The following is a 22,389-nucleotide window of genomic DNA, read 5'->3' on the forward strand; positions in this document are numbered from 1 at the left end:
GTCCGCCCGCGTGGCGCGGGGCGACGGCCGTGGTCGTGGTCTGCGGGCCGGTGGCCTCGGGCGCGTGGTTCACGAGGCGGCCTCCACCGTCTCCACGCCCGCGTCGATGTCCTGGTCGGCGTCGAGACCGAAGGTGTGGACGGGGTCCCAGTGCAGGACGACCTCGGCACCGGGGACGAGTCCCGCGCGCCGGTCGACGTTCTGCTCGTACACCTGGAGCTCGGCGCCGGCCGGGGAGTTCACCACGTACTGCGTGGAGACGCCGATGAAGGAGGAGTCGGCGATGCGTCCGGTGACCCGGTTGCGGCCGTCGGGGACGGAGGCCGCGTCGTCCGCGGGGGTGAGCGAGATCTTCTCGGGGCGGATACCGACGAGGACCCGGTCGCCGGCGCGCGCGGTCGCCGGGCAGCGGGCGGCCGGCAGCCGGAGCGTGCCGCCGCCGGCCTTCACGACGAGGTCGCTGTCGCCGGCCTCGGCGACCTCCGCGGCGATGAGGTTGGAGGTGCCGAGGAAGTTCGCGACGAACGTGGTCCGGGGGTTCTCGTAGAGGTCGGCGGGCGCGCCCAGCTGCTCGACCCGGCCGCCGTTCATCACCGCGACCTGGTCGGCCATGGTCATGGCCTCCTCCTGGTCGTGGGTGACGTGGATGAAGGTGATGCCGACCTCGGTCTGGATCCGCTTGAGTTCCAGCTGCATCTGGCGGCGCAGCTTGAGGTCGAGGGCGCCGAGCGGCTCGTCGAGCAGGAGCACCCGCGGGTGGTTGATGAGCGCGCGGGCCACGGCCACGCGCTGCTGCTGGCCGCCGGAGAGCTGGTGCGGCTTCTGCTTGGCCTTGTCTCCGAGCTGGACGAGGTCGAGCATCTCGCCGACCTGCTTCCTGACCGACCTGACGCCGCGCCGGCGCAGGCCGAAGGCGATGTTCTCGTAGATGTCGAGGTGCGGGAAGAGCGCGTAGGACTGGAAGACGGTGTTGACCGGCCGCTTGTAGGGCGGGAGGTCGGTGACGTCCTGGTCGCCGAGGAAGACGGTGCCGGTGGTGGGGTCCTCCAGGCCGGCGATCATCCGCAGGGTGGTGGTCTTGCCGCAGCCGGAGGCACCGAGGAGCGCGAAGAACGAGCCCTGCGGGACGGTGAGGTCGAGCGGCCGCACGGCGTGGAAGGAGCCGTAGGTCTTGCTGATCCCGGTGAGGCGGACGTCGCCGCCGGTGTTCGTGTCAGTCATGGGTTGCGATCCCAGGTCGTGGTGAGGAGTGAACGGCGTACTGGGCGTTCGGGCTCGGGCGCCGGTGCGGGCGCCGGGCCTCAGGCGCCGATGAGCTTGGCGAACTTCTCTTCGTACGCCGTCTCTTCCTCGCTGGTCAGCGAACGGAAGGCGTGCGACTTCGCGGCCATGGCCCTGTCGGGCAGGATCAGCGTGTTGTCGGCGAGCTCGGGGTCGATCCTGGCGAGCTCGTCCTTGACCCCGTCGACCGGGCAGACGTAGTTGATGTACGCGGCGAGCTGCGCGGCGACCGGGAGTTCGTAGTAGTGGTCGATGAGCTTCTCGGCGTTGGTCTTGTGCCGTGACTGGGCGGGGACCAGCAGGTTGTCGCTGGAGGTGATGTATCCGGCGGCGGGGATGGCGAACTTGATGTCCGGGTTGTCCGCCTGCAGCTGGATAACGTCACCGGCCCAGGCGAGACAGGCCGCCATGTCGCCCTTGTCCAGGTCGGAGGTGTAGTCGTTGCCGGTGAAGCGGCGGATCTGCTTCTTGTCGACGGCCTTCTGGAGCCGTCCGATCGCCGTGTCGAAGTCGGCGTCGGAGAACGTCCCGGGGTCCTTGCCCATGTCGAGCAGGGTCATGCCGACCGAGTCGCGCATCTCGGTGAGGAAGCCGACCCGGCCCTTGAGGGTGGGATCGTCCAGGAGCTGGGTGACCGAGTCGACCTTCCTGCCGCCGGTCGCCTTGGAGTTGTAGGCGATGACCGTGGAGATGCCGGTCCACGGGTAGGAGTAGGAGCGGCCCGGGTCCCAGTCGGGGCTGCGGAACTGCGGGGACAGGTTCGCGTACGCGTGGGGCAGGTTGGCCGGGTCCAGCTTCTGCGCCCAGCCCAGCCGGATGATGCGGGCGGCGAGCCAGTCCGTGACGCATATGAGGTCACGGCCGGTGTCCTGGCCGGCCGCGAGCTGCGGCTTGATCTTGCCGAAGAACTCGACGTTGTCGTTGATGTCCTCGGTGTACTTGACCTTGATCCCGGTGCGGCGGGTGAACGCCTCCAGGGTGGGGCGGGACTTCTCGTCGTCGCTGACGTCCATGTACTCGGTCCAGTTGGAGAAGGAGAGCTGTTTCTCCGTGGCCGAGTCGTCGGTGGAGGCGGGCCCCTGGCCCTCCCGCTTGGCGGGCGGAATGCCGCAGGCGCTCAGACCGGCCAGTGAGCCGAGTGTGAGCGCGCCGACGCCTCCGGCGCGCAGCATCGACCGGCGGGTGAGGGCTCCCCGCCCGCTCGTGAGACTGCGCCGCATCGCGGCGAGCTGCGCCGCGGACAGGCTGTCGGACTCGTACTGCTCCATGCGCTGTGCCCTTTCGGGATGGTGTTCGCCGCTGGTCGGGCGACAGGCTGCTATCGGTCCCCGAAGATCGTGCGGTGCCAGTCCTTCGCGGCGACCGCGGTGTTGTCGTACATGACGTGCTTGACCTGCGTGTACTCCTCGAAGGAGTAGGACGACATGTCCTTGCCGAAGCCGGACGCCTTGTAGCCTCCGTGCGGCATCTCGCTGATGATCGGAATGTGGTCGTTGATCCACACGCAGCCCGCCTTGATCTCGCGGGTGGCGCGGTTCGCCCGGTAGACGTCGCGGCTCCAGGCGGAGGCGGCGAGGCCGTACGGGGTGTCGTTGGCGAGCCTGAGGCCCTCGTCGTCGCTGTCGAAGGGCAGGGCCACCAGGACCGGCCCGAAGATCTCCGACTGGACGACCTCGCTGTCCTGCGCGGCGCCGGTGATCAGGGTCGGGCGGTAGTAGGCGCCGTCCTTCAGGTCGCCGCCCGGGGCCTCACCTCCGGTGACGACGGTGGCGTAGCCGCGGGCGCGTTCCACGAAGGCGGCGACCCGGTCGCGCTGGGCGTGGCTGACCAGCGGTCCGAGGTCGGTGGCGGGGTCGAAGGGGTCGCCGAGCCGGACGGTCTCCATCAGCTCGGCGACGCGTGCGACGAAGGCGTCGTAGAGCGGGCGCTGGACGTACGCGCGGGTGGCGGCGGTGCAGTCCTGGCCGGTGTTGATGAGGGAGGCGGCGACGGCGCCGTGGGCGGCGGCCTCCAGGTCGGCGTCGTCGAAGACCACGAACGGGGCCTTGCCGCCCAGTTCGAGGTGGAGACGCTTGACGGTGGCCGTGGCGATCTCGGCGACCCGCCTGCCGACGGCGGTGGAGCCGGTGAAGGACGTCATGGCCACGCCGGGGTGTCCGACGAGGTGCTCGCCGGCGGTGCGTCCGGCACCGGTGACGACGTTGAGGACGCCGTCGGGGATGCCGGCCTCGGTGGCCGCCCTGGCGAACATCAGCGAGGTGAGCGGGGTGAGCTCGGCGGGCTTGAGGACGATGGTGTTGCCCGCGGCGATGGCCGGGAGGACCTTCCACGCGGCCATCTGGAGCGGATAGTTCCAGGGGGCGATGGAACCGACGACGCCGATCGGTTCACGACGGACGTACGAGGTGTGGTCGCCGCTGTACTCGCCGGCCGACTGGCCCTGGAGATGGCGGGCCGCCCCCGCGAAGAAGGCGGTGTTGTCGACCGTGCCGGGGACGTCGAACTCCCGGGTGAGCTTGATGGGCTTGCCGCACTGGAGGGACTCGGCACGGGCGAGGTCCTCGGCCTGGGCCGCCAGGACGCCGGCGAAGCGGTGCAGGGCGTCGGAGCGCTCGCCAGGGGGCGCGGCCGACCAGGCGGGGAACGCTTCCTGGGCCGCCGCGACGGCGGCGTCCACGTCCTCGGTGGAGGCCAGCGTGTAGCCGAGGACGCGCTCGCCCGTGGCCGGGTCGACGACGCTGTGCTCCTGACCTGAGGTTCCGGGCCTCGGACGCCCGCCGATGTACTGCGCGCCGTCCGCGAAGCGGTCCGTCACCTGGAAGCGGTTGCCCATGACGCTCTCCGTTGTTCCAGCTCGAATTGAGTGCCGATCCTGACAGAGGAGCGGCCGTCCAACAAGGGATTCCGTTGTTGCCTTTTGGTTACGCGACGGAATCGGTCGACCATGTGTCGAGGGGTCGGGGAAATCAGCGTACGGAGTGTCCGTGGTGACTGTCAGACTCGCGTGCATGGAACGCCACGAATGGCTGACTGAGCAGGTCAGCAGGGGTGAACGCGTGAAGTGGCTGCACTTCTGGGGGCACCGTCCGTCGCCGTACGGGCGGCTCTCGGCGAGCTGTCTGAGAGCCTGTCGGGTGGCCTTCGGCCGACAGGCGGGCGCGGTCTGGTGCGTGCGATTCCAAGGCGCCGGGATGCCCCGGTAGCGGAGCTACCGGGGCATCCCGGCAACGCCGGCAGCGTGCGTGCCAGGGCGTGACCGCCCGGCCAGAGGCCACCCGACAGGCTCCGAGTCAGTGGTGGCCGTCACCCTTCGAAGCCGACGGCGTGCGGTATGCCACGGCCGAGCACTGGATGATGGCCGCGAAGGCCCGGCTCTTCGGGGACGCGGAGGCGGAGCGCGCCGCGCTGTCCGCGGCCGGACCCGCCCAGGCCAAGTACGCGGGACGGCTGGTGCGGGGTTTCGAGGAGGCGGTCTGGGAACGGGAGCGCTTCGGGATCGTGGTCGAGGGCAGCGTCCACAAGTTCTCCTCGGACGAGGCGCTGCGGGGGTTCCTCGTGGGCACCGGCCGCCGGGTGCTGGTGGAGGCGAGCCCACTGGACCGCGTCTGGGGCATCGGTCTGGCGGCGGGCGACCCCCGGGCCACGGACCCCGCCCGGTGGCGCGGCCTGAATCTGCTGGGCTTCGCCCTGATGGAGGCGCGCGAACGCCTCCGCTGAGCCGACGGCGCGCGCAGACCGACGGCACGTGGACCGGACGCGCGCGGTGCCGGGGCGCGCGGTGCCGGCCGGTCCGGCGCCTCTCGGTCAGCGGCGCCGGGCGCCGTGCCCGGCCGGCAGGGCCTCGCCCAGCCGTGTCAGCCGCGCGTCTCCAGGACCAGACTCGTCGCGAACGGGTCGTCGTCCTCCCCCTCGAAGGACGACGGGTCCTGGGCGATCGCCCAGACGATGAAGGCCAGGAAGACCGCGCTCACCAGGGTGCCGATCGCACCGAGGACGATGCCCGCGATGGCCATGCCCCGGTTCGTCGCTTCGCCTCGGCCGGCCTTCTTCAGGCCGATGACGCCGAAGATCAGCGCCAGGATGCCGAGGATCGCTCCCAGGCCGTAGAGGCAGAATCCGGCCGTCGCGACGATGCCGAGCACCATCGACGCCGTGCCCATGCCGTTCGACGGCTGCTGCTGCCAGCCGGGCTGGCCGTAGCCGCTTCCGCCCCCGTAGGACGGGTACCCGGGGTACCCGTAGCCGGACGAGGCGGGGGTCACCGGCGGGGTCGGCGCCGTCGGGTAGCCGTAGCCGCCCGGGGCCACCGGTGGCGGTGGCACCTCTCCCGTCGGCGTCGCGGTCATCGTCGGCTGGTCGTGCACCGGCGGCACGGGGCCCGCGGCGGGCGTGGGCGACGGCTTGCTCAGCTCCACACCGTCGCGGTTCGGCGGAGCCCATGGGTCCGCCGGGTCGTACCCGCCTTGCGGCTGGTCGTGGTTCTCGGACATATGCCTCCCCCATCGTGGTCACGCCATGCTACGACCTCGGTCCGACAGGGGGACCGCCCGGCCTACGATGATCCGATGACCGATCTCCACTCCTTCATCGCGGGGCTCCCCAAGGCAGAGCTGCACGTCCACCACGTCGGCTCCGCCTCTCCCCGGATCGTCGCCGAGCTGGCCGCCCGCCACCCCGACTCCAAGGTCCCCACGGACCCCGAGGCTCTCGCCGACTACTTCACCTTCACCGATTTCGCGCACTTCATCGAGGTCTACCTCTCCGTCGTGGACCTGATCCGCACTCCGGAGGACGTCCGGCTGCTGACCTACGAGGTCGCCCGTGACATGGCCCGCCAGAACATCCGGTACGCCGAGCTGACGATCACCCCTTACAGCTCGACCCGCCGAGGCATCGACGAGCGGGCGTTCATGGAGGCCATCGAGGACGCCCGCAAGGCCGCCGAGAGCGAGCTGGGCGTCGTGCTGCGCTGGTGCTTCGACATCCCCGGTGAGGCCGGTCTGGAAGCCGCCGAGGAGACCGCCCGGCTGGCCGTGGACCTGCGCCCCGAGGGCCTGGTCTCCTTCGGGCTCGGCGGCCCGGAGATCGGTGTGCCGCGCCCGCAGTTCAAGCCGTACTTCGACCGGGCGATCGCGGCGGGGCTGCACTCGGTGCCGCACGCCGGCGAGACCACCGGTCCGGAGACGATCTGGGACGCGCTGAACGAGCTGGGCGCCGAGCGCATCGGTCACGGCACCAGCGCCGTGCGCGACCCCGAGCTGCTGAAGCACCTGGCCGAGCGCCGGATCCCGCTGGAGGTCTGCCCGACCTCGAACATCGCCACCCGTGCGGTCCTCGACCTGGACGAGCACCCGGTCAGGGAGATGGTGCGGGCCGGGGTGCTCGTGACGATCAACAGCGACGACCCGCCGATGTTCGGCTCGGACCTGAACAACGAGTACGCGGTCGCCGCCCGCCTGCTGGACCTCGACGAGAGCGGCCTGGCCGCTCTCGCCAGGAACGCGGTCGAGGCGTCCTTCCTCGACCGCGTGGGCAAGGCGCGGATCACCGCGGAGATCGACGCGTACACGGAGAAGTGGCTGGCTCGCTGAGAGCCTGTCGGTCGAAGGCCACCCGAGGGGCTCTGAGCCGTCCCGAAGGGGCGGGGCCCGCGCCGGGCGGCCCCGGGGTCCGCGGGTGGACGGCGGTGCCGCGCGGGGCACGCCTCCGGCGTTCCGGAGCACCGGGCGTGCGAGACGCGACAATGACCCCATGGACCACGTCACTGTCGTAGGCCACCGCGGCGCCCCGTACCGTGCGCGGGAGAACACCGTCCCCTCGATCGTCTCGGCGATCGAGGGAGGCGCGGACACCGTCGAGATCGACGTCCGGCTCACCGAGGACGGCGTCCCCGTCCTGTTGCACGACGACACGCTCAGACGCCTGTGGGGTCATGACCTGCCGCTGTCCGGGCTCACTCTGGAGCAGGTGCGCGACCTGACGTACGACGGGGTCCCCACCCTGCGGGAGGCGTTGGCGGCGGCGGGCCCGCACCGCCTGATGATCGACCTTCCCGGCGGCGACGAGGAGTCCGTCCGCACCATCGTCGGCACCGTCCACGACTGCGGGGCCGCCGAGCGCGTGCTCTACTGCGCGGGCGGCGTCGCGATGCTCCGGGTGCGGGCCGCCGACCCCGACGCCGAGATCGCCCTGACCTGGACGTCGCTGGCTCCGCCGCGGGCCGCGCTGCTCGGCGCGATCCGCCCGCGCTGGCTCAACTACCGCTTCGGGCTCCTGAGTCGGGGCCTGGTGGAGAAGGTGCACAGAGACGGTTGCCTGGTCTCGGCGTGGACGGCGGACACCCGGCGCTCCATGCGCGGGCTGATCGCGAACGGCGTGGACTCGATCACGACCAACCGGGTGGACACGCTCGTCGCCGAACTGCGAAGGGGGACTCCGAGGTGACCGGAACCGAGCGGATCCGTACCGACATCGCCCACAACGCCCGTGTGTGGAACTACTGGCTGGGCGGCAAGGACAACTACCCGGTGGACCGTGCCGTCGGCGACCAGGTCACGGGGCTCTACCCGAGCATCGGCGAAGTCGCCCGCGCGGACCGGGCGTTCCTCGGCCGGGTGGTGACCCATCTGGCCGGCGAGGTCGGCATCCGTCAGTTCCTGGACATCGGCACGGGCCTGCCGACCGCCGACAACACCCACGAGGTCGCGCAGCGTGTCGCTCCGGAGTCACGGATCGTCTACGTCGACAACGATCCGATCGTGCTGACCCACGCCCGGGCCCTGCTGACCAGCGCCCAGGAGGGTGTCACCGAGTACGTGGACGCGGACGCGCGGCGGCCGGAGCGGATTCTGGAGGCGGCGGCGCGGACCCTGGACCTGTCGCGCCCCGTCGCGGTGATGATGCTCGGCATCCTCAACTTCGTGCTGGACACCGACGAGGTTCGGCGCATCGTCCGGACCCTGATGGACGCGGTGCCCTCCGGCAGTCATCTCGTCCTGACCCATCCCACCCTGGAACCCGGGCTGGGCGGCGAGGGGAACGCGGCGGCGATGGAGTTCTGGAACGAGAACGCGACCCCGCCGATCACGGCCCGCAGTCGTGCCGAGTTCGCCTCGCTGCTGGAAGGGCTCGACGTCCTGGAGCCGGGCGTCGTCTCCTGTGCGAGCTGGCGGTTCGCCCCGGCACACGAGGTCGCGCAGTTCGGCGCGGTGGGCCGCAAGCCGTAGTGCGCCCGCTCGGGCGGACCGGTGGAAGCGGGACCGGGTGGTCAGGCCGGCGCGTCCGCGGGCGGCGCCGTCGGCGGCGCCCCCGTCAGGGCCTCCAGTCGCTTGATCATCCGTCGTACGAGCAGCAGCGGGATGGCGCCGAAGACGCCGAACGACATGTCGATGACCGACCACCAGAAGGGGATGCCCCGGATCGGCCCGCAGATCAGGGCGAGCGGGATGATGCCGGCGCAGGCGATCATGCCGAACTCGACGACCCAGATGTTGCGGACCGGGTCGCGGTACGGCCCGTAGAACGCGACGGCGATGACGAGGTGGGCGAAGGCCAGCCAGTCCGTGCCGTACAGCAGGAAGGGGTACTCGGCGTCAGCGGTGTCGAGGCCGGCCCGCACCTCTCCGATCCGGTCGAGCAGCCCGGGGAAGAGGTCGGCGGCGAAGCCGGCCCAGGAGGTCAGCGCGCCTTCGACGAGGTGGAGTTCGGAGACCAGCGGGAAGGCGGTGAGGCCGCTGAGCACCAGGCAGACGAGGAAGACGACCAGCCAGACACGGATGCGCGTGAGGAGGGCTCTCGGCCCGTTCGTGTCGCTCATGGCAGCACTCTACGCCCGACATGAACGCGTTCAAAATGAGGCCCCGGGGCTCCGTCCACCGACTCCTCCTCCGGTGGACGGCCTCTCGCCTCCGGGTGGCCGGGCGGCGAACAGGATCTGCGGCGCGGCGGTTTCACGGGGCGTCAGAGCCTGTCGGGTGGCCTTCGGCCGACAGGCGCTCAGAGCCCGACGATCGAGTTCCATCTCCTGGTGAACTCCGCGCGCTCCTCGGAGGTGAGGTCCCGGGCGATGGCGAGCCGGCTCCGCATGGCCCCGTCGGGGAAGATCAGCGGGTCCTCGGCGAGTGCGGCGAGTTCCTCGTCGCCGGAGTCGGCGAGCACGTCGCGGGCGGCGGGCACCGGGCAGACGTAGTTGACCCAGGCGGCCAGTTCGGCGGCGACCTCGGGTTCGTAGTAGTAGTCGACCAGGGCCTCCGCGTTGGCCTTGTGCGAGGCGAGATTGGGAATCATCAGGGACTCGGCCCACAGTTCGGCGCCCTCCTCGGGGACGACGAACTCGATGTCGGGGTTGTCGGCCTGGAGCTGGATGACGTCGCCGGAGTACGCCTGGCAGGCCAGGACGTCCCCGGTGGACAGGTCCTTGATGTAGTCGTTCCCGGTGAAGCGCCGGATGTGCCGCTTCCGCACGAGTTCCTCGACCTGTTCGCACAGCGTGTGGAAGTCGTCCGCGGTCCACCGGGTCACGTCGACGCCGTTGCCCTGCATCAGCAGCGCGAAGGACTCGTCGAGACCGGACAGCAGCGTGACCCGGCCGCGCAGGTCGGCGGCCCACAGGTCCTGGGTGGAACGGATCTCCCGGCCCAGCGCGCGGCGGTTGTAGGCGATGCCGGTGATGCCGGACTGCCAGGGGACGCTGTGCCGCCGGCCGTCGTCGAACGGAGGGCGGAGCAGTTGCGGGTCGAGGTGCCGGGCGACGTTCGGCTGCCCGTCGCGGTCCATCTCCTGTACCCAGCCGAGCCGGACGAACCGCGCGGCCATCCAGTCGCTGACGACGATGAGGTCGCGGCCGGTCTCCTGGTGGTTCATCAGAGCCGGGCTGATCTTGCCGAAGAACTCGTCGTTGTCGTTGATCTCCTCGGTGTACCGGACGGAGATCCCGGTCCGCTCGGCGAAGGCGTCCAGAGTGGGCCGCTTCGCACCGTCGTCGTCATCGGTGTCGATGTAGAGCGGCCAGTTGGCGAAGTCGACGGCGCGGTCGCGTGCGGACAGGTCCCGGCCGGCGCGCCGGCCGGGCTCCACGTAGGCCGCGGGCACCCCGCAGCCGGCCAGCGTCATCGCGGCGCTCACGCCGCCGAGGCCGCGCAGCAGGGCGCGGCGGGACAGGTGGTTCCTCGCTGTCGCTCTCACCCGAGCAGCTTCCTCCGGCCCTCCGCGCCGGGGCAATGGACGCTCCGTCTCCCCCGGGGCCCCTTCCCCGACACCTTGTCGATCATCGCGGCCTCGGTGTGCCCCGGAACGCCGACGGGCGGCCGGGGAGGAACCCGGCCGCCCGTCCTCGTCGGGGTGATCAGCCCAGGGACGTCATCACGTGCTTGATGCGCGTGTAGTCCTCGAAGCCGTACGCCGAGAGGTCCTTGCCGTAGCCGGACTTCTTGTAGCCGCCGTGCGGCATCTCCGCGACCAGCGGGATGTGGGTGTTGATCCAGACGCAGCCGAAGTCGAGCGCCTTCGACATGCGCATCGCGCGGGCGTGGTCCTTCGTCCAGACCGAGGAGGCGAGCGCGAACTCGACACCGTTGGCGAACTCCAGGGCCTGCTCCTCGTCACGGAACGACTGCACCGTGATGACCGGTCCGAAGACCTCGTTCTGGATGATCTCGTCGTCCTGCTTCAGGCCGGAGACCACGGTAGGAGCGTAGAAGTAGCCCTTGTCACCGACCCGGTGGCCGCCCGTCTCGACCTTGGCGTGAGCGGGGAGCCGCTCGACGAAGCCGCTGACCTGGGCCAGCTGGTTCGCGTTGTTCAACGGGCCGTACAGCACGTCCTCGTCGTCCGGCAGGCCGGTCTTCGTGTCGGCGGCGGCCTTGGCGAGCTGCGCCACGAACTCGTCGTGGATGGACTCGTGCACGAGCACGCGGGTGGCGGCCGTGCAGTCCTGGCCGGCGTTGAAGAAGCCCGCCACCGAGATGTCCTCGACCGCCTTGGCGATGTCGGTGTCCTCGAAGACGACGACCGGCGCCTTGCCGCCCAGCTCCAGGTGGACGCGCTTGACGTCCTTGGACGCCGACTCGGCGACCTGCATGCCGGCGCGTACCGAGCCGGTGATGGAAGCCATCGCCGGGGTCGCGTGCTCGACCATCGCCTTGCCGGTCTCGCGGTCGCCGCAGACGACGTTGAAGACGCCCTTGGGAACGATCCGGCCGATGATCTCGGCGATCAGGACGGTCGAGGCGGGAGTGGTGTCCGAGGGCTTGAGGACGACCGTGTTGCCCGCGGCGAGCGCCGGGGCGAACTTCCACACGGCCATCATCATCGGGTAGTTCCACGGCGCGACCTGGGCACAGACGCCCACCGGCTCGCGGCGGACGATCGAGGTCATGCCCTCCATGTACTCCCCGGCCGAGCGGCCCTCGAGCATCCGGGCGGCACCCGCGAAGAAGCGGATCTGGTCCACCATGGGCGGGACCTCCTCGCTCGCGGTGAGGCCGGCCGGCTTGCCGGTGTTCTCGACCTCGGCGGCGACCAGGTCCTCGGCCCGCTCCTCGAAGGCGTCGGCGATCTTGAGGAGGACCTTCTGGCGTTCGGCGGGCGTGGTGTCGCGCCAGGCCGGGAACGCCGCGGCGGCGGCCTCCATGGCGGCGTCGACGTCGCTCTGGCCGGAGAGCGGAGACGTGGCGAAGACCTCGCCCGTGGCCGGGTTGACCACATCGATGGTCCGCCCGTCGGCGGCGTCCCGGAACTCCCCGTTGATGTAGTTACGCAGCCGGCGCAGCTCGGTGGTCACTTGCCACCCCTCCTGTCGTTCAGAGTTCATTCTGTCCCGATGGGTGAGACACCCCCACAGTAGTCGCTCGGCGGACGCTTTCGACAGGCCCGACAGTCCATAACTTCGGATTCCGTGAGATGCTGGATCATAAACAACGAATTTCATCGATCCGGGCTTGCCAGACAGACGAGTCTCGGTGCAGAGTGAGCTCGTGGCCAGTCAAAGCGCTAACTCCAGGACCGGATCCGGTTCGTCCCCGACGATCGATGCCGTCTCCCTGGCGATCATCGAGCAGCTCCAGGAGGACGGTCGCCGTCCCTACGCCGCGATAGGCAAGGCCGTCGGTCTTTCCGAGGCGGCCGTCCGGCAACGGGTCCAGAAACTGCTCGACCAGGGCGTCATGCAGATCGTCGCCGTCACCGACCCGCTCACCGTGGGATTCCGGCGGCAGGCGATGGTCGGCGTCAACGTCGAGGGGGACCTGGACCCGGTCGCGGACGCGCTGACGGCCATGGCCGAGTGCGAGTACGTGGTGATGACCGCCGGCTCGTTCGACCTGATGGTGGAGGTCGTCTGCGAGGACGACGACCACCTGCTGGAAGTGATCAACAAGCGCATCCGCACTCTCCCCGGTGTGCGCTCCACCGAGAGCTTCGTCTACCTCAAGCTCAAGAAGCAGACCTACATGTGGGGAACCCGATAGCCGTGAGCAAGGACCTCTCCAAGACCGCCTACGACCACCTGTGGATGCACTTCACCCGCATGTCGTCGTACGAGAACTCCCCCGTCCCCACCATCGTGCGGGGCGAGGGCACCTACATCTTCGACGACAAGGGCAAGCGCTACCTCGACGGTCTCGCCGGTCTGTTCGTGGTCAACGCCGGACACGGCCGCCAGGAACTGGCCGAGGTCGCGTACAAGCAGGCCCAGGAGCTGGCCTTCTTCCCGGTGTGGTCGTACGCCCACCCCAAGGCCGTGGAGCTGGCCGAGCGCCTCGCCGGCTACGCCCCGGGCGACCTCAACAAGGTGTTCTTCACCACTGGCGGCGGCGAGGCCGTCGAGACCGCCTGGAAGCTGGCCAAGCAGTACTTCAAGCTCCAGGGCAAGCCCACCAAGTACAAGGTCATCTCGCGCGCGGTCGCCTATCACGGCACCCCGCAGGGCGCCCTGTCGATCACCGGCCTGCCGGCCCTGAAGGCCCCCTTCGAGCCGCTGGTACCCGGCGCGCACAAGGTGCCGAACACCAACATCTACCGTGCCCCGATCCACGGCGACGACCCCGAGGCCTTCGGCCGCTGGGCCGCCGACCAGATCGAGCAGCAGATCCTCTTCGAGGGCCCCGAGACCGTCGCGGCCGTCTTCCTGGAGCCGGTGCAGAACGCGGGCGGCTGCTTCCCTCCTCCGCCCGGGTACTTCCAGCGCGTCCGCGAGATCTGCGACCAGTACGACGTACTGCTCGTGTCCGACGAGACCATCTGCGCCTTCGGCCGCCTCGGCACGATGTTCGCCTGCGACAAGTTCGGCTACGTTCCGGACATGATCACCTGCGCGAAGGGCATGACCTCCGGTTACTCCCCGATCGGTGCCTGTATCGTCTCGGACCGCCTCGCGGAGCCCTTCTACCGGGGCGACAACACCTTCCTGCACGGCTACACCTTCGGCGGCCACCCGGTCTCCTCCGCCGTGGCCCTGGCGAACCTCGACATCTTCGACAAGGAGGGCCTGAACCAGCACGTGCTGGACCAGGAGGGCAACTTCTTCTCGACGCTGCAGAAGCTGCACGACCTGCCGATCGTCGGCGACGTCCGCGGCAACGGCTTCTTCTACGGCATCGAACTCGTCAAGGACAAGACGACCAAGGAGTCCTTCACCGACGAGGAGACCGAGCGCGTGCTCTACGGCTTCCTCTCCAAGGCCCTCTACGACAACGGCCTGTACTGCCGCGCCGACGACCGGGGCGACCCGGTCGTCCAGCTGGCTCCGCCGCTGATCGCGGACCAGTCCACCTTCGACGAGATCGAGCAGATCCTCCGGGCCACCCTCACCGAGGCATGGACGAAGCTGTAACGCTCTTCTCGGACCACGCCGCCCTCACGGCGTGAACGGCCCGGGCATGCCCCCATCCGAGTGGATGACGGCTGCCCGGGCCGCGTGCTGTGCGTACGACCGGATCCGAATCCTTACGGTGCCCAGTGACCGACCGGCCCGCCTCGTCGTTCCCCCGGACGGGGGAACGACGGGGGAAACACATCAGATCCGACTTCGATCCGACTCGACCCGACCTCGAGGTGTACGCGATGGCCCCACCGGACAACGACGTGCTCTGGGCGCGTTCCCTGCACTACTCCCTGGGGGGAGCGCCCGTGCTCAGCGGCGTCTCCCTCGGGGTCCGCGAGGGAGAGATCCTCGCCGTGGTCGGTCCGCGAGGCAGCGGCAAGACGGCCCTCCTGCGCTGCCTGTCCGGGCAGGCCGTCGCCGAGCAGGGTGAGGTCTGGTTCCACAGCGACCCCGTGCACACCCTGACCGCGCTCCGGCGCGAACGGCTGCGCCGGGACCGGTTCGGCTGGATCGACCCCGAACCCGGACTCGTCCCGGAACTCTCCGCCTGGGAGAACGCGGCCCTGCCGCTGCTGCTCCGCGGGGTGTCGCACCGGGCCGCCAAGGCCGCCGCCCAGGAGTGGCTGGAGCGTCTCGACGTCGGCATGTACGCGCGCAAGCGCCCGCACGCGCTGACCCAGTCGCAACGCCAGCGGATCGCCACCGCCAGAGCGCTGGTCACCACGCCCTCGGTGCTCTTCGCCGACGAGCCCACGGCCGCGCTGCACAGCGCGGACGGGGCGCAGGTGCTGCGGACCCTGACCGCCGCGGCCCGCTCGCACCGCATCACGGTGCTGCTCGCCACCCACGACACCCGGGTGGCCGCCCTCGCCGACCGTGCGGTCGGCCTGTTGGACGGGCGCCGCGTCAGCGCGGGCTCCCTTCCGCCGGCCACCGGGGCGGAGGGCGTCGCCTCGTGCTCGCTCTCCGTCTAGTCCGCGGAACCCCTCCTCTGGTGCTGTTGCGGCGGCTCCTGGTCGCCGCCGCGGCGGCCGGGGTCGGCTTCCTGCTGCTGTGCACCCTGGGCTACGCGGTCGGCCACCCGGACCGCTCGGCCTCCTCCGTACCGCGGCTGCTGTGGTGCGTGGTGCCGCTGGCGGCGACCGTCCATCTCGCGGTGGCCGTCGCGCGCACGGACCCCAGCACGCGCCCGCGTCCGGGGCTGTCGGCGGTCGGGCTCGGCCCCGCCCGGCTCACCGCGCTCGCCGCCGCCTCGACCGCGGTCTCCTGCACACTGGGCTCGGTGGTGGCCCTCCTGCTCTACCTGCACCTGCGGGGGGACCTCACCGGGCTGCCCTTCGACGGCGCCGCGGCCGAGCTGCTCGCGGGGGACCAGCCCGTGCCGCTGGCGGCGGCCCTCACCCTGCTCGCCGTCCTGCCGGTGCTCGCCTCGACGGCGGCGGGCCTCGCGCTGCGGCCGGGCCGGTCCGCGGCTTCGGAGGGCGTCGAGCGGACGACCCCCTCGGGACTCCCGTGGGGCGTCGCGCTCCTCGCCCTGGGCCTGGCCGTGGAGACGTACGCGGGCCAGGGCGGTGGCAACGGGGACTTCCCGCTGCCGGGCCGCTTCGGGGCGAGCCCCGGGGGCGTGCTCGCCGGGTGGGTCCTCACGGCGGCGGGTCTGGTGGTGGCGGGCCCCGGCATCACGCACTGGTGCGGACGACTCCTCCAGGCCGTCCGGCCCGGCGCGGTCCGGCTGCTGGCGGGCCGCGTGCTGATGGACGAGTCCCGGCGCCTCGGCCGTCCGCTGGGCCTGGTGTGCGCGGTGGCCTCCGGGGCGCTGGCGTCGGTGAGACTCTACGGATCCGGTCCGGGCGACTTCGGGCCGCTGACCGGCCTCGGCGCGGCGCTGGTGACGGCCTGCACCACGGCCACCCTGCTGACGGCGGCCCTCGAGTCCCGGCAGTGCCGGGCGCACACCGCGGCGGCCCTGCTCCGTCTGGGCGCGCCGCCGACGGTCCTGCGGACGGTGGCGCTGCTGCGGGCGGGCGTCCTGCTGGCCGTCTTCCTGCCGCTGACCTGGCTGGTGGCGGAACTGGCGGCCGTCCCACTGCGCGGCTGACCCACGACCGGGCCCGCCTGCGGCGGTGGCGACGCGCCGAAGGCCGCACCGCCCCGCCGTCCCGGGGAGAGTGCGGCCGGGCCGTCAGCCTGCGGTGTCGGGCGCCAGGACCACGACCTCCGCCGCGGCGAAGGTCACGCCTACCCGCGCGCCCGCCTCGGGCGCCTCGGGCAGCGTGCACTCCGCGTCCAGCGCGGGTCCGTCGTCCGGGCGGAGCCGGACCTCCACCCGGCCGCCGCGGAAGGTACGGGTCTCGACCGTGCAGGGCAGTCCGTCGCCGGGAGCGGCCAGCCGGACGCCGCCGGGCCGCACCAGCAGCCTGGTCGCCTCGCACGGCGTGCCCTCCGGGACGGGGACCCTGCCCCATACCGTGTCCGCCACCCCGCCGCTCACGGTCGCCGCCACGACGTTGTCGAAGCCGAGGAAGCGTGCCACGAACTCGGAGGCCGGACGCTGCCAGACCTCCAGGGGCGTGCCCGACTGGGCGATCCGGCCGTCGCGCATCACGACGACGCGGTCCGCGAGGGCGAACGCCTCCCCCTGGTCATGGGTGACGGCCAGCACCGTCGTCCCCAGTCGCCGGAAGAGGTCCCGAAGTTCGGTCACCAGCCGTTCCCGCAGTCCGCGGTCGAGTTGGCCGAGCGGCTCGTCCAGCATGAGCAGCCGGGGCCGGGGGGCGAGCGCCCGGGCCAGCGCCACCCGCTGCTGCTCTCCGCCGGAGAGCGAGGCGACCGCCCGCCGGGCCGCCCCGGGCAGCCCGACCAGGTCGAGCAGCTCCGCGACCCGCTCGGCCCGCTCGGCCCGGCCCACGCCGGCCATCCGCAGCCCGAAGGCGACGTTGCCGCCGACGTCCCGCTGCGGAAAGAGCTGGTGGTCCTGGAACATCAGGCCGACGCCCCGCCGGTGCACGGGCACCCCGGCCTGGTCGGCTCCGCCGAGCAGGACCCGGCCGCCGTCCAGCGCCTGGAGCCCGGCGACGGCCCGGAGCAGGGTGGACTTGCCGCTGCCGCTGGGGCCGAGCACGCACACGATCTCGTGTTCGGCGACGTCCAGGCCGACCGCGTCGAGTACCGCGCGGTCACCGAACCGTACGGTCGCGTCGTCGAGAGTCAGCATCAGAACTCCCCGGAGGTCCGGTCGGTGCGGAGTCGTTCGAGCAGCAGCAGGGACACCGCGCACACCGCCATCAGAATCGTCGAGAGGGCCATCGCCTGGCCGTAGTTGAGTTCGCCGGGACGGCCGAGCAGCCGCGCCACCGCGACCGGCAGGGTGGGGCGGTCGGGGCGGGCGATGAAGACGGTCGCCCCGAACTCGCCGAGCGAGACGGCGAAGGCGAAGCCGGCCGCGATCAGCAGCGCGCGCCGCACCAGTGGCAGGTCCACCTCGCGCCAGGCCCGCAGCGGTGAGGCGCCGAGCACGGCCGCCGCCTCCCGCAGCCGGTCGTCCACGGCGCGCAGCACGGGCAGCATCGTGCGGACGACGAAGGGGACACCGACCAGCGCCTGGGCGAGCGGGACGAGGATCCAGCTGGACCGCAGGTCGAGCGGCGGTTCGTCGAGCGTGATGAGGAAGCCGAAGCCGACGGTGACCGCGGAGACCCCGAGCGGCAGCATCAGCAGCGCGTCGAAGCCTCGGACGAAGCGGCCCGCCCGCCGGGTGAGGGCCGCGGCGGCGAGTCCGCCGATGAGGACGGCGAGGCCGGTGGCGACGACGGCGTACTGGAGGGAGTTCACGATCGTGTCGGTCAGCGGGACGAGGAAGGTGCCGGAGGGGTCGGTCTCCTGGAGGGCCCGGTAGTAGCCCGGTCCGTAGCCTTCCGGGGTGTCGAGGGACCGCTCGGCCAGTACCACGAGCGGCAGCACGATCAGCAGGGCGATCGACAGCAGGACAGCCCCGAACAGCGTCCACTGGCCGGGGCCCCGCGGGCGCCGTGCGGTCCGCTCGGGTGCGACGAGGCGCAGGGCGGTCTCCCGCCGCCGTACCGTCCGGGCGTGCACGGCCAGGATGGCGCCGACGGCGGCGAACTGCACGAGCGTGAGCACGGCGGCCGTGCCCAGGTCGAAGCGGACGACGGTCTGCCGGTAGATCTCCGTCTCCAGGGTGGAGTACGTCGGCCCGCCGAGGATCTGGACGACGGCGAACGAGCCGGCGGTGAACAGGAAGACCATCAGGGCGGCGGCACCGACGGCGGGCACGAGGGCGGGCAGGGTCACGGTCCGCCAGGCCGTCCACCGGGAGGCGCCGAGCATCCGGGCCGCCTCCTCCTGGCGCGGGTCGAGCTGGGCCCACAGGCCGCCGACGGTTCGCACGACGACCGCGTAGTTGAAGAACACGTGGGCCAGGAGAATCGCCCAGACCCCGGTGTCCAGGCGGACACCCCATAGTTCGTCGAGCAGCCCGCGGCGTCCGACCAGTGCCAGGAACGCGGTCCCGACCATGACCGTGGGCAGCACGAACGGCACGGTGACCACGGCTCGCAGGACGCCCTTGCCGGGGAAGTCGAAACGCGCGAAGACGTACGCGCCGGGCAGCGCGAGGAGCAGGGTCAGCGCGGTGGAGGCGAGCGCCTGCCAGAGCGTGAACCACAGCACGTCGAGGATCTCGGGCCGGGCCAGGGTCCGGGCGAATCCCCCGAACCGCCAGGTCCCGTCGACCCGCAGTCCCCGCTCGACGATGGAGGCCACGGGCCAGGCGAAGAAGATCGCGAAGAACGCGACGGGCAGGACCATCAGGCCGAGCCGAGCCGCGCTCCCGCGCACGTCCCGCCGATGCGTCGGTCCGTCTACTTCAGGACGAGCGAGGACCACGACTTGATCCACTCGTCACGGTTCCGGGCGATCTCCTCCGGGGTCATGGTCTGCGGGTCGTCGATCACCACGCCGTGCCGGGTGAACAGCTCGGGCAGGGTGGCGTCCGCCGCGACCGGGTTGACGAACATCTGGAGCGGCATGTCGTCCTGGAACGTCTTGGAGATCAGGAAGTCGATCAGCAGCTTGCCGCCCTCGGGGTTCCTCGCCCCGTCGAGCAGGCCGGCGAACTCGGTCTGCCGGAAGCAGGTGCCGGTGGAGACACCGGTGGGGGCGTCCTTCGGCTGCGGCTCGGAGTAGAGGACCTCGACCGGCGGGCTCGAGGCGTAGGAGACGACCAGCGGCCTGTCCCCCTTGGCCTTCCGGCCGCCGGCGGAGCCGGAGAACTCCTGGTTGTAGGCGAGCTCCCAACTGTCGACGGTCTTCACGCCGTTGGCCTTGAGCCTGGTCCAGTAGTCCTGCCACCCGTCGTCGCCGTATCGGGCTGCCGTGCCGAGGAGGAAGCCGAGGCCCGGGGAGGAACGCTCCGGGTTCTCGACGACGAGCAGGTCCTTGTACGCCGGCTTCGCGAGGTCGTCGAAGGTCTGCGGCGGGTCGAGCTTCTTGTCGGCGAAGTACTTCTTGTCGTAGTTGACGCAGATGTCGCCGGAGTCGACGGGGGTGACCCGGTGCTTGGCGTCCGTCCGGAGCGCGGCGGGGACCCGGTCCAGGCCCTTCGCCTCGTAGGGGACGAAGATCCCGTTGTCGAGGGCGCGGGACAGCAGGGTGTTGTCGACGCCGAAGAAGACGTCGCCCTGCGGGTTGCCCTTGGTGAGGATCTCCTTGTTGACGGCCTCGCCGGCGTCGCCGCTCTTCACGACCTCGATCGTGAAGCCGGTCTTCCGCTCGAACTCCGCCAGGACCTCCTCGGAGGCGTTGAAGGAGTCGTGGCTGACGAGCCTGACGGTCTTGGGCGCGGGCGCGTCCGCCGTCGTGTCGCCGGACCCTCCGCATGCGGCGAGGGTGGTGACGCCGAGCGCGGCGACGAGCGCCGCGGCGGCCGACTTCTTGGTGTTCACTTGATTCCTCCTGGGGTGACCAGGAAGAGACGCGGCCCCGCCCACGCGGCCATGGACCCCTGCGGGTCCACGCCGTGCGGGCAGGGCGCAACAGCTTGAGTGACGACCGGACTCCCTACCCAGAATGACCTGGGCGAGGTTCAGAGGGTCTGCGGCCTGACGGTGCCGCACTCTCAGCGCTGTGGCGCTCCCCTGTCGGAATGTGCGTGTGTGCGAGCCCAGGCTACAAGGTCAGCGCTCCGCCGCCGCAAGCTGTCCACAGGCACCGTCGATCTCCTGGCCGCGGGTGTCACGCACGGTGACGGGTACGCCGTGGGACGCGATGGCCTCGACGAACGCCTTCTCGTCCTCGGGGCGGGACGCGGTCCACTTGGAGCCGGGCGTGGGGTTCAGCGGGATGAGGTTGACGTGCACCCGCTTGCCCTTGAGGAGCCTGCCGAGCAGGTCGCCTCGCCATGCCTGATCGTTGATGTCCCGGATGAGGGCGTACTCGATGGAGATCCGGCGGCCGGACTTCTCCGCGTACTCCCAGGCGGCGTCGAGGACCTCGCGCACCTTCCAGCGGGTGTTGACGGGCACGAGGGTGTCGCGCAGCTCGTCGTCGGGGGCGTGCAGCGAGACGGCGAGGCGGCACTTGAAGCCCTCGTCGGCGAAGCGGAGCATCGCGGGAACCAGGCCGACGGTGGAGACGGTGATGCCGCGCTGCGAGAGCCCGAGGCCGTCCGGCTCGGGGTCGGTGAGCCGGCGGACCGCGCCGACGACGCGCTTGTAGTTGGCCAGCGGCTCGCCCATGCCCATGAAGACGATGTTGGACAGCCGCGCCGGCCCGCCGGGCACCTCTCCGTCACGCAGCGCGCGCATGCCGTCGACGATCTGGTGCACGATCTCGGCGGTCGAGAGGTTCCGGTCGAGTCCGGCCTGTCCGGTCGCGCAGAACGGGCAGTTCATGCCGCAGCCGGCCTGCGAGGAGATGCACATGGTGACCCGGTCCGGGTACCTCATGAGCACGGATTCGACGAGCGTGCCGTCGTGCAGCCGCCACAGCGTCTTGCGGGTGGTGTCGTCGTCGCACGAGATGTGGCGGACCACGGACATCAGGTCGGGCAGCAGCTCTCCCTGGAGCTTCTCCCGGGACGCGGCGGGGATGTCGGTCCACTCGACGGGATCGTGGGCGTACCGCGCGAAGTAGTGCGTGGACAGCTGCTTGGCGCGGAACGGCTTCTCGCCGATGGCGGCGACGGCTTCCTTGCGCTCGGCGGGCGTGAGGTCGGCGAGGTGCCGCGGCGGCTTCTTGGCTCCGCGCGGGGCGACGAAAGTGAGTTCTCCGGGCTTCGGCATAACCCTTCCAGTGTCGCAGATCAACTCGGGGCGCCCAGGCCAGAGTGGGGTGGGGGTGGTCACCCGTGGGCGCCGTCTGTCAGCGTTGGTCGACCTCGGACGGCCCAGGGACGGCCCAGCGCTTTACTTGCTCGGACCCTCCTGGCTCTGTCAGTGCCGATGGCTAGGGTGCGACGACCATCGAACGCGACTCATCGGGTAGGGGCCATGGGAGCCAGAACGGGACTGCTCATCTATGCCGACGGCGAGGTGCCGAGCCTGCTGCGACAGGCGGGGGCGGCGGACCCGCCGCGGACGTCCGAGATGATGTGGCGCCTCTACCCGGGCTGGGAGATCGAACAGCTCCCCGGCTCGACGCTGGGCGGCGGCGTATACCCACCGAAGAGCACGGCGTACGCCGCGAGCTGGCCCGGCGTGGAGATCGTCTGCGACCGACGGGTGATGGTCGACTTCCCGTCCCGGCTTCCCGGGCACCTCGTCGCGGCGAGCGCCGACCGACGACTCGTCCTGCACGCCATGCACAGTGTCGTCGACTGGCTCGCATTCGCGGTGTGGGAGGACGGGCGCCTGATCCGCTCCCTGAGCCTGTCGCCGGACAGCGGCATCATCGAGAACATCGGCGAACCGCTCCCCTTCGAGCTGCCCTACTGGGCCGGGGACCGCCCCGCAGACATCGTCCCCTGGCCCGACGAGGAGGAAGAACCGTACCCGCTCCCCTTCCACCCGCTGGACCTGGGCGAAGATGCCCTCCGCGCACTCTGCGGCTTCGTCCGGGAGGGCCGCGCCGAACCTGACGACATCGACGCATACGGCATCGACCTCCACGGATTCCAGGTGCGGGAACCTCACGGAACCGACCTGTGGATGTCAGAACGGTGCAACCGCACGCGCTCGCCGGCACAGTGATCCTGTGATTGACCTGGATCGCGTCCGAGCAGCGAGCGTGGCGTACTTCCGATCTCTTGATGAGGGGGCCACCCTGCGGCA

20 protein-coding genes and 1 pseudogene are annotated in these 22,389 nt (G+C 71.0%); 10 read left to right on the forward strand and 11 right to left on the reverse strand.

Annotation, left to right across the window (positions count from 1 at the left end):
• Positions 1-69 precede the first annotated feature (69 nt).
• The 3 genes from OG393_RS07645 to OG393_RS07655 all read right to left on the reverse strand — a co-directional run bounded on the left by OG393_RS07645 (position 70) and on the right by OG393_RS07655 (position 4,114).
• Positions 70-1,221 carry an ABC transporter ATP-binding protein gene (locus OG393_RS07645; RefSeq protein WP_327373876.1) on the reverse strand — a complete coding sequence of 384 codons (1,152 nt, stop codon included), beginning with the start codon at positions 1,219-1,221 and terminating at the stop codon, positions 70-72.
• Between the two features lie 80 nt (positions 1,222-1,301).
• On the reverse strand, positions 1,302-2,549 hold the full coding sequence (locus OG393_RS07650) for an ABC transporter substrate-binding protein (protein WP_327373877.1): 1,248 nt from the start codon (positions 2,547-2,549) through the stop codon (positions 1,302-1,304).
• A gap of 50 nt (positions 2,550-2,599) precedes the next feature.
• The gene (locus tag OG393_RS07655) at positions 2,600-4,114 is read right to left on the reverse strand and encodes a gamma-aminobutyraldehyde dehydrogenase (RefSeq protein ID WP_327373878.1); all 1,515 of its coding nucleotides are present in this window, start codon (positions 4,112-4,114) and stop codon (positions 2,600-2,602) included.
• Positions 4,115-4,289: 175 nt separating this feature from the next.
• Between OG393_RS07655 and OG393_RS35450 the strand changes: the two are divergent.
• A pseudogene (locus OG393_RS35450) lies at positions 4,290-4,403 on the forward strand (DUF1768 domain-containing protein); the annotation flags it as partial.
• Between the two features lie 130 nt (positions 4,404-4,533).
• Complete coding sequence (locus OG393_RS07660) at positions 4,534-4,998, forward strand: NADAR family protein (RefSeq protein WP_327373879.1); 465 nt, start codon at positions 4,534-4,536, stop codon at positions 4,996-4,998.
• Positions 4,999-5,135: 137 nt separating this feature from the next.
• Here the strand turns inward: OG393_RS07660 and OG393_RS07665 are convergent, their stop codons facing one another.
• Positions 5,136-5,771: a DUF4190 domain-containing protein gene (locus OG393_RS07665; RefSeq protein WP_327373880.1), complete on the reverse strand. Its 636-nt coding sequence runs from the start codon at positions 5,769-5,771 to the stop codon at positions 5,136-5,138.
• Between OG393_RS07665 and OG393_RS07670 the strand changes: the two genes are divergently transcribed.
• The 3 genes from OG393_RS07670 to OG393_RS07680 all read left to right on the forward strand — a co-directional run bounded on the left by OG393_RS07670 (position 5,772) and on the right by OG393_RS07680 (position 8,507).
• Positions 5,772-6,872: an adenosine deaminase gene (locus OG393_RS07670; protein WP_442817275.1), complete on the forward strand. Its 1,101-nt coding sequence runs from the start codon at positions 5,772-5,774 to the stop codon at positions 6,870-6,872.
• A gap of 160 nt (positions 6,873-7,032) precedes the next feature.
• A complete protein-coding gene (locus tag OG393_RS07675; RefSeq protein ID WP_327373882.1) occupies positions 7,033-7,725 on the forward strand; it encodes a glycerophosphodiester phosphodiesterase in 693 nt (230 codons plus the stop codon).
• On the forward strand, positions 7,722-8,507 hold the full coding sequence (locus tag OG393_RS07680; RefSeq protein WP_327373883.1) for an SAM-dependent methyltransferase: 786 nt from the start codon (positions 7,722-7,724) through the stop codon (positions 8,505-8,507). The genes OG393_RS07675 and OG393_RS07680 overlap by 4 nt, the downstream gene beginning before the upstream one ends.
• 41 nt (positions 8,508-8,548) lie before the next feature.
• Here the strand turns inward: OG393_RS07680 and OG393_RS07685 are convergent, their stop codons facing one another.
• From OG393_RS07685 to OG393_RS07695, 3 genes are all read right to left on the reverse strand, one after another.
• The gene (locus OG393_RS07685) at positions 8,549-9,097 is read right to left on the reverse strand and encodes a hypothetical protein (protein ID WP_327373885.1); all 549 of its coding nucleotides are present in this window, start codon (positions 9,095-9,097) and stop codon (positions 8,549-8,551) included.
• Positions 9,098-9,276: 179 nt separating this feature from the next.
• Entirely contained in the window at positions 9,277-10,440 is a 1,164-nt protein-coding gene (locus tag OG393_RS07690; protein ID WP_327378345.1) for an ABC transporter substrate-binding protein, read from the reverse strand.
• 184 nt (positions 10,441-10,624) lie between these two features.
• A complete protein-coding gene (locus OG393_RS07695; RefSeq protein ID WP_327373886.1) occupies positions 10,625-12,061 on the reverse strand; it encodes a gamma-aminobutyraldehyde dehydrogenase in 1,437 nt (478 codons plus the stop codon).
• A 193-nt stretch (positions 12,062-12,254) separates the two neighbouring features.
• On the opposite strand from OG393_RS07695, the gene OG393_RS07700 reads away from it, so the two are divergent.
• The 4 genes from OG393_RS07700 (at position 12,255) to OG393_RS07715 (ending at position 16,199) form a co-directional block, all read left to right on the forward strand.
• Positions 12,255-12,746 (forward strand): Lrp/AsnC family transcriptional regulator, encoded by a 492-nt coding sequence (locus OG393_RS07700; RefSeq protein ID WP_327373887.1) that lies wholly within the window; start codon positions 12,255-12,257, stop codon positions 12,744-12,746.
• Positions 12,731-14,110 carry an aspartate aminotransferase family protein gene (locus OG393_RS07705; protein ID WP_327373888.1) on the forward strand — a complete coding sequence of 460 codons (1,380 nt, stop codon included), beginning with the start codon at positions 12,731-12,733 and terminating at the stop codon, positions 14,108-14,110. The genes OG393_RS07700 and OG393_RS07705 overlap by 16 nt, the downstream gene beginning before the upstream one ends.
• A 230-nt stretch (positions 14,111-14,340) precedes the next feature.
• Entirely contained in the window at positions 14,341-15,075 is a 735-nt protein-coding gene (locus OG393_RS07710; protein WP_327373889.1) for an ABC transporter ATP-binding protein, read from the forward strand.
• A complete protein-coding gene (locus OG393_RS07715; RefSeq protein WP_327373890.1) occupies positions 15,057-16,199 on the forward strand; it encodes a hypothetical protein in 1,143 nt (380 codons plus the stop codon). Before OG393_RS07710 ends, OG393_RS07715 begins: the two co-directional genes overlap by 19 nt.
• A gap of 84 nt (positions 16,200-16,283) precedes the next feature.
• Here the strand turns inward: OG393_RS07715 and OG393_RS07720 are convergent, their stop codons facing one another.
• The 4 genes from OG393_RS07720 to rlmN all read right to left on the reverse strand — a co-directional run bounded on the left by OG393_RS07720 (position 16,284) and on the right by rlmN (position 21,402).
• Positions 16,284-17,315, reverse strand: a complete 1,032-nt coding sequence (locus OG393_RS07720) for an ABC transporter ATP-binding protein (RefSeq protein ID WP_327373891.1) — start codon at positions 17,313-17,315, stop codon at positions 16,284-16,286.
• Positions 17,315-19,006 (reverse strand): ABC transporter permease, encoded by a 1,692-nt coding sequence (locus OG393_RS07725; RefSeq protein WP_442817276.1) that lies wholly within the window; start codon positions 19,004-19,006, stop codon positions 17,315-17,317. The genes OG393_RS07720 and OG393_RS07725 overlap by 1 nt, the downstream gene beginning before the upstream one ends.
• Positions 18,982-20,064, reverse strand: coding sequence for a thiamine ABC transporter substrate-binding protein (locus OG393_RS07730; RefSeq protein ID WP_327373893.1), 1,083 nt, complete (start codon positions 20,062-20,064; stop codon positions 18,982-18,984). The genes OG393_RS07725 and OG393_RS07730 overlap by 25 nt, the downstream gene beginning before the upstream one ends.
• A gap of 231 nt (positions 20,065-20,295) precedes the next feature.
• Positions 20,296-21,402, reverse strand: coding sequence for a 23S rRNA (adenine(2503)-C(2))-methyltransferase RlmN (gene rlmN, locus OG393_RS07735; RefSeq protein ID WP_327373894.1), 1,107 nt, complete (start codon positions 21,400-21,402; stop codon positions 20,296-20,298).
• A gap of 207 nt (positions 21,403-21,609) precedes the next feature.
• Between rlmN and OG393_RS07740 the strand changes: the two genes are divergently transcribed.
• On the forward strand, positions 21,610-22,308 hold the full coding sequence (locus OG393_RS07740) for a DUF6928 family protein (RefSeq protein WP_327373895.1): 699 nt from the start codon (positions 21,610-21,612) through the stop codon (positions 22,306-22,308).
• The last annotated feature ends 81 nt before the right edge of the window (positions 22,309-22,389 follow it).

The organism is Streptomyces sp. NBC_01216, from assembly GCF_035994945.1.
In the GTDB taxonomy this organism is placed as follows: domain Bacteria; phylum Actinomycetota; class Actinomycetes; order Streptomycetales; family Streptomycetaceae; genus Streptomyces.

Bases quoted from the DNA above. Each gene is read 5' to 3' on its own strand.
- OG393_RS07650 (WP_327373877.1), bottom strand. From the start codon at position 2,549: ATGGAGCAGTACGAGTCCGACAGCCTGTCCGCGGCGCAGCTCGCCGCG.
- OG393_RS07740 (WP_327373895.1), top strand. From the start codon at position 21,610: ATGGGAGCCAGAACGGGACTGCTCATCTATGCCGACGGCGAGGTGCCG.
- OG393_RS07665 (WP_327373880.1), bottom strand. From the start codon at position 5,771: ATGTCCGAGAACCACGACCAGCCGCAAGGCGGGTACGACCCGGCGGAC.
- OG393_RS07645 (WP_327373876.1), bottom strand. From the start codon at position 1,221: ATGACTGACACGAACACCGGCGGCGACGTCCGCCTCACCGGGATCAGC.
- OG393_RS07685 (WP_327373885.1), bottom strand. From the start codon at position 9,097: ATGAGCGACACGAACGGGCCGAGAGCCCTCCTCACGCGCATCCGTGTC.
- rlmN (WP_327373894.1), bottom strand. From the start codon at position 21,402: ATGCCGAAGCCCGGAGAACTCACTTTCGTCGCCCCGCGCGGAGCCAAG.
- OG393_RS07655 (WP_327373878.1), bottom strand. From the start codon at position 4,114: ATGGGCAACCGCTTCCAGGTGACGGACCGCTTCGCGGACGGCGCGCAG.
- OG393_RS07675 (WP_327373882.1), top strand. From the start codon at position 7,033: ATGGACCACGTCACTGTCGTAGGCCACCGCGGCGCCCCGTACCGTGCG.
- OG393_RS07710 (WP_327373889.1), top strand. From the start codon at position 14,341: ATGGCCCCACCGGACAACGACGTGCTCTGGGCGCGTTCCCTGCACTAC.
- OG393_RS07670 (WP_442817275.1), top strand. From the start codon at position 5,772: ATGCCTCCCCCATCGTGGTCACGCCATGCTACGACCTCGGTCCGACAG.
- OG393_RS07720 (WP_327373891.1), bottom strand. From the start codon at position 17,315: ATGCTGACTCTCGACGACGCGACCGTACGGTTCGGTGACCGCGCGGTA.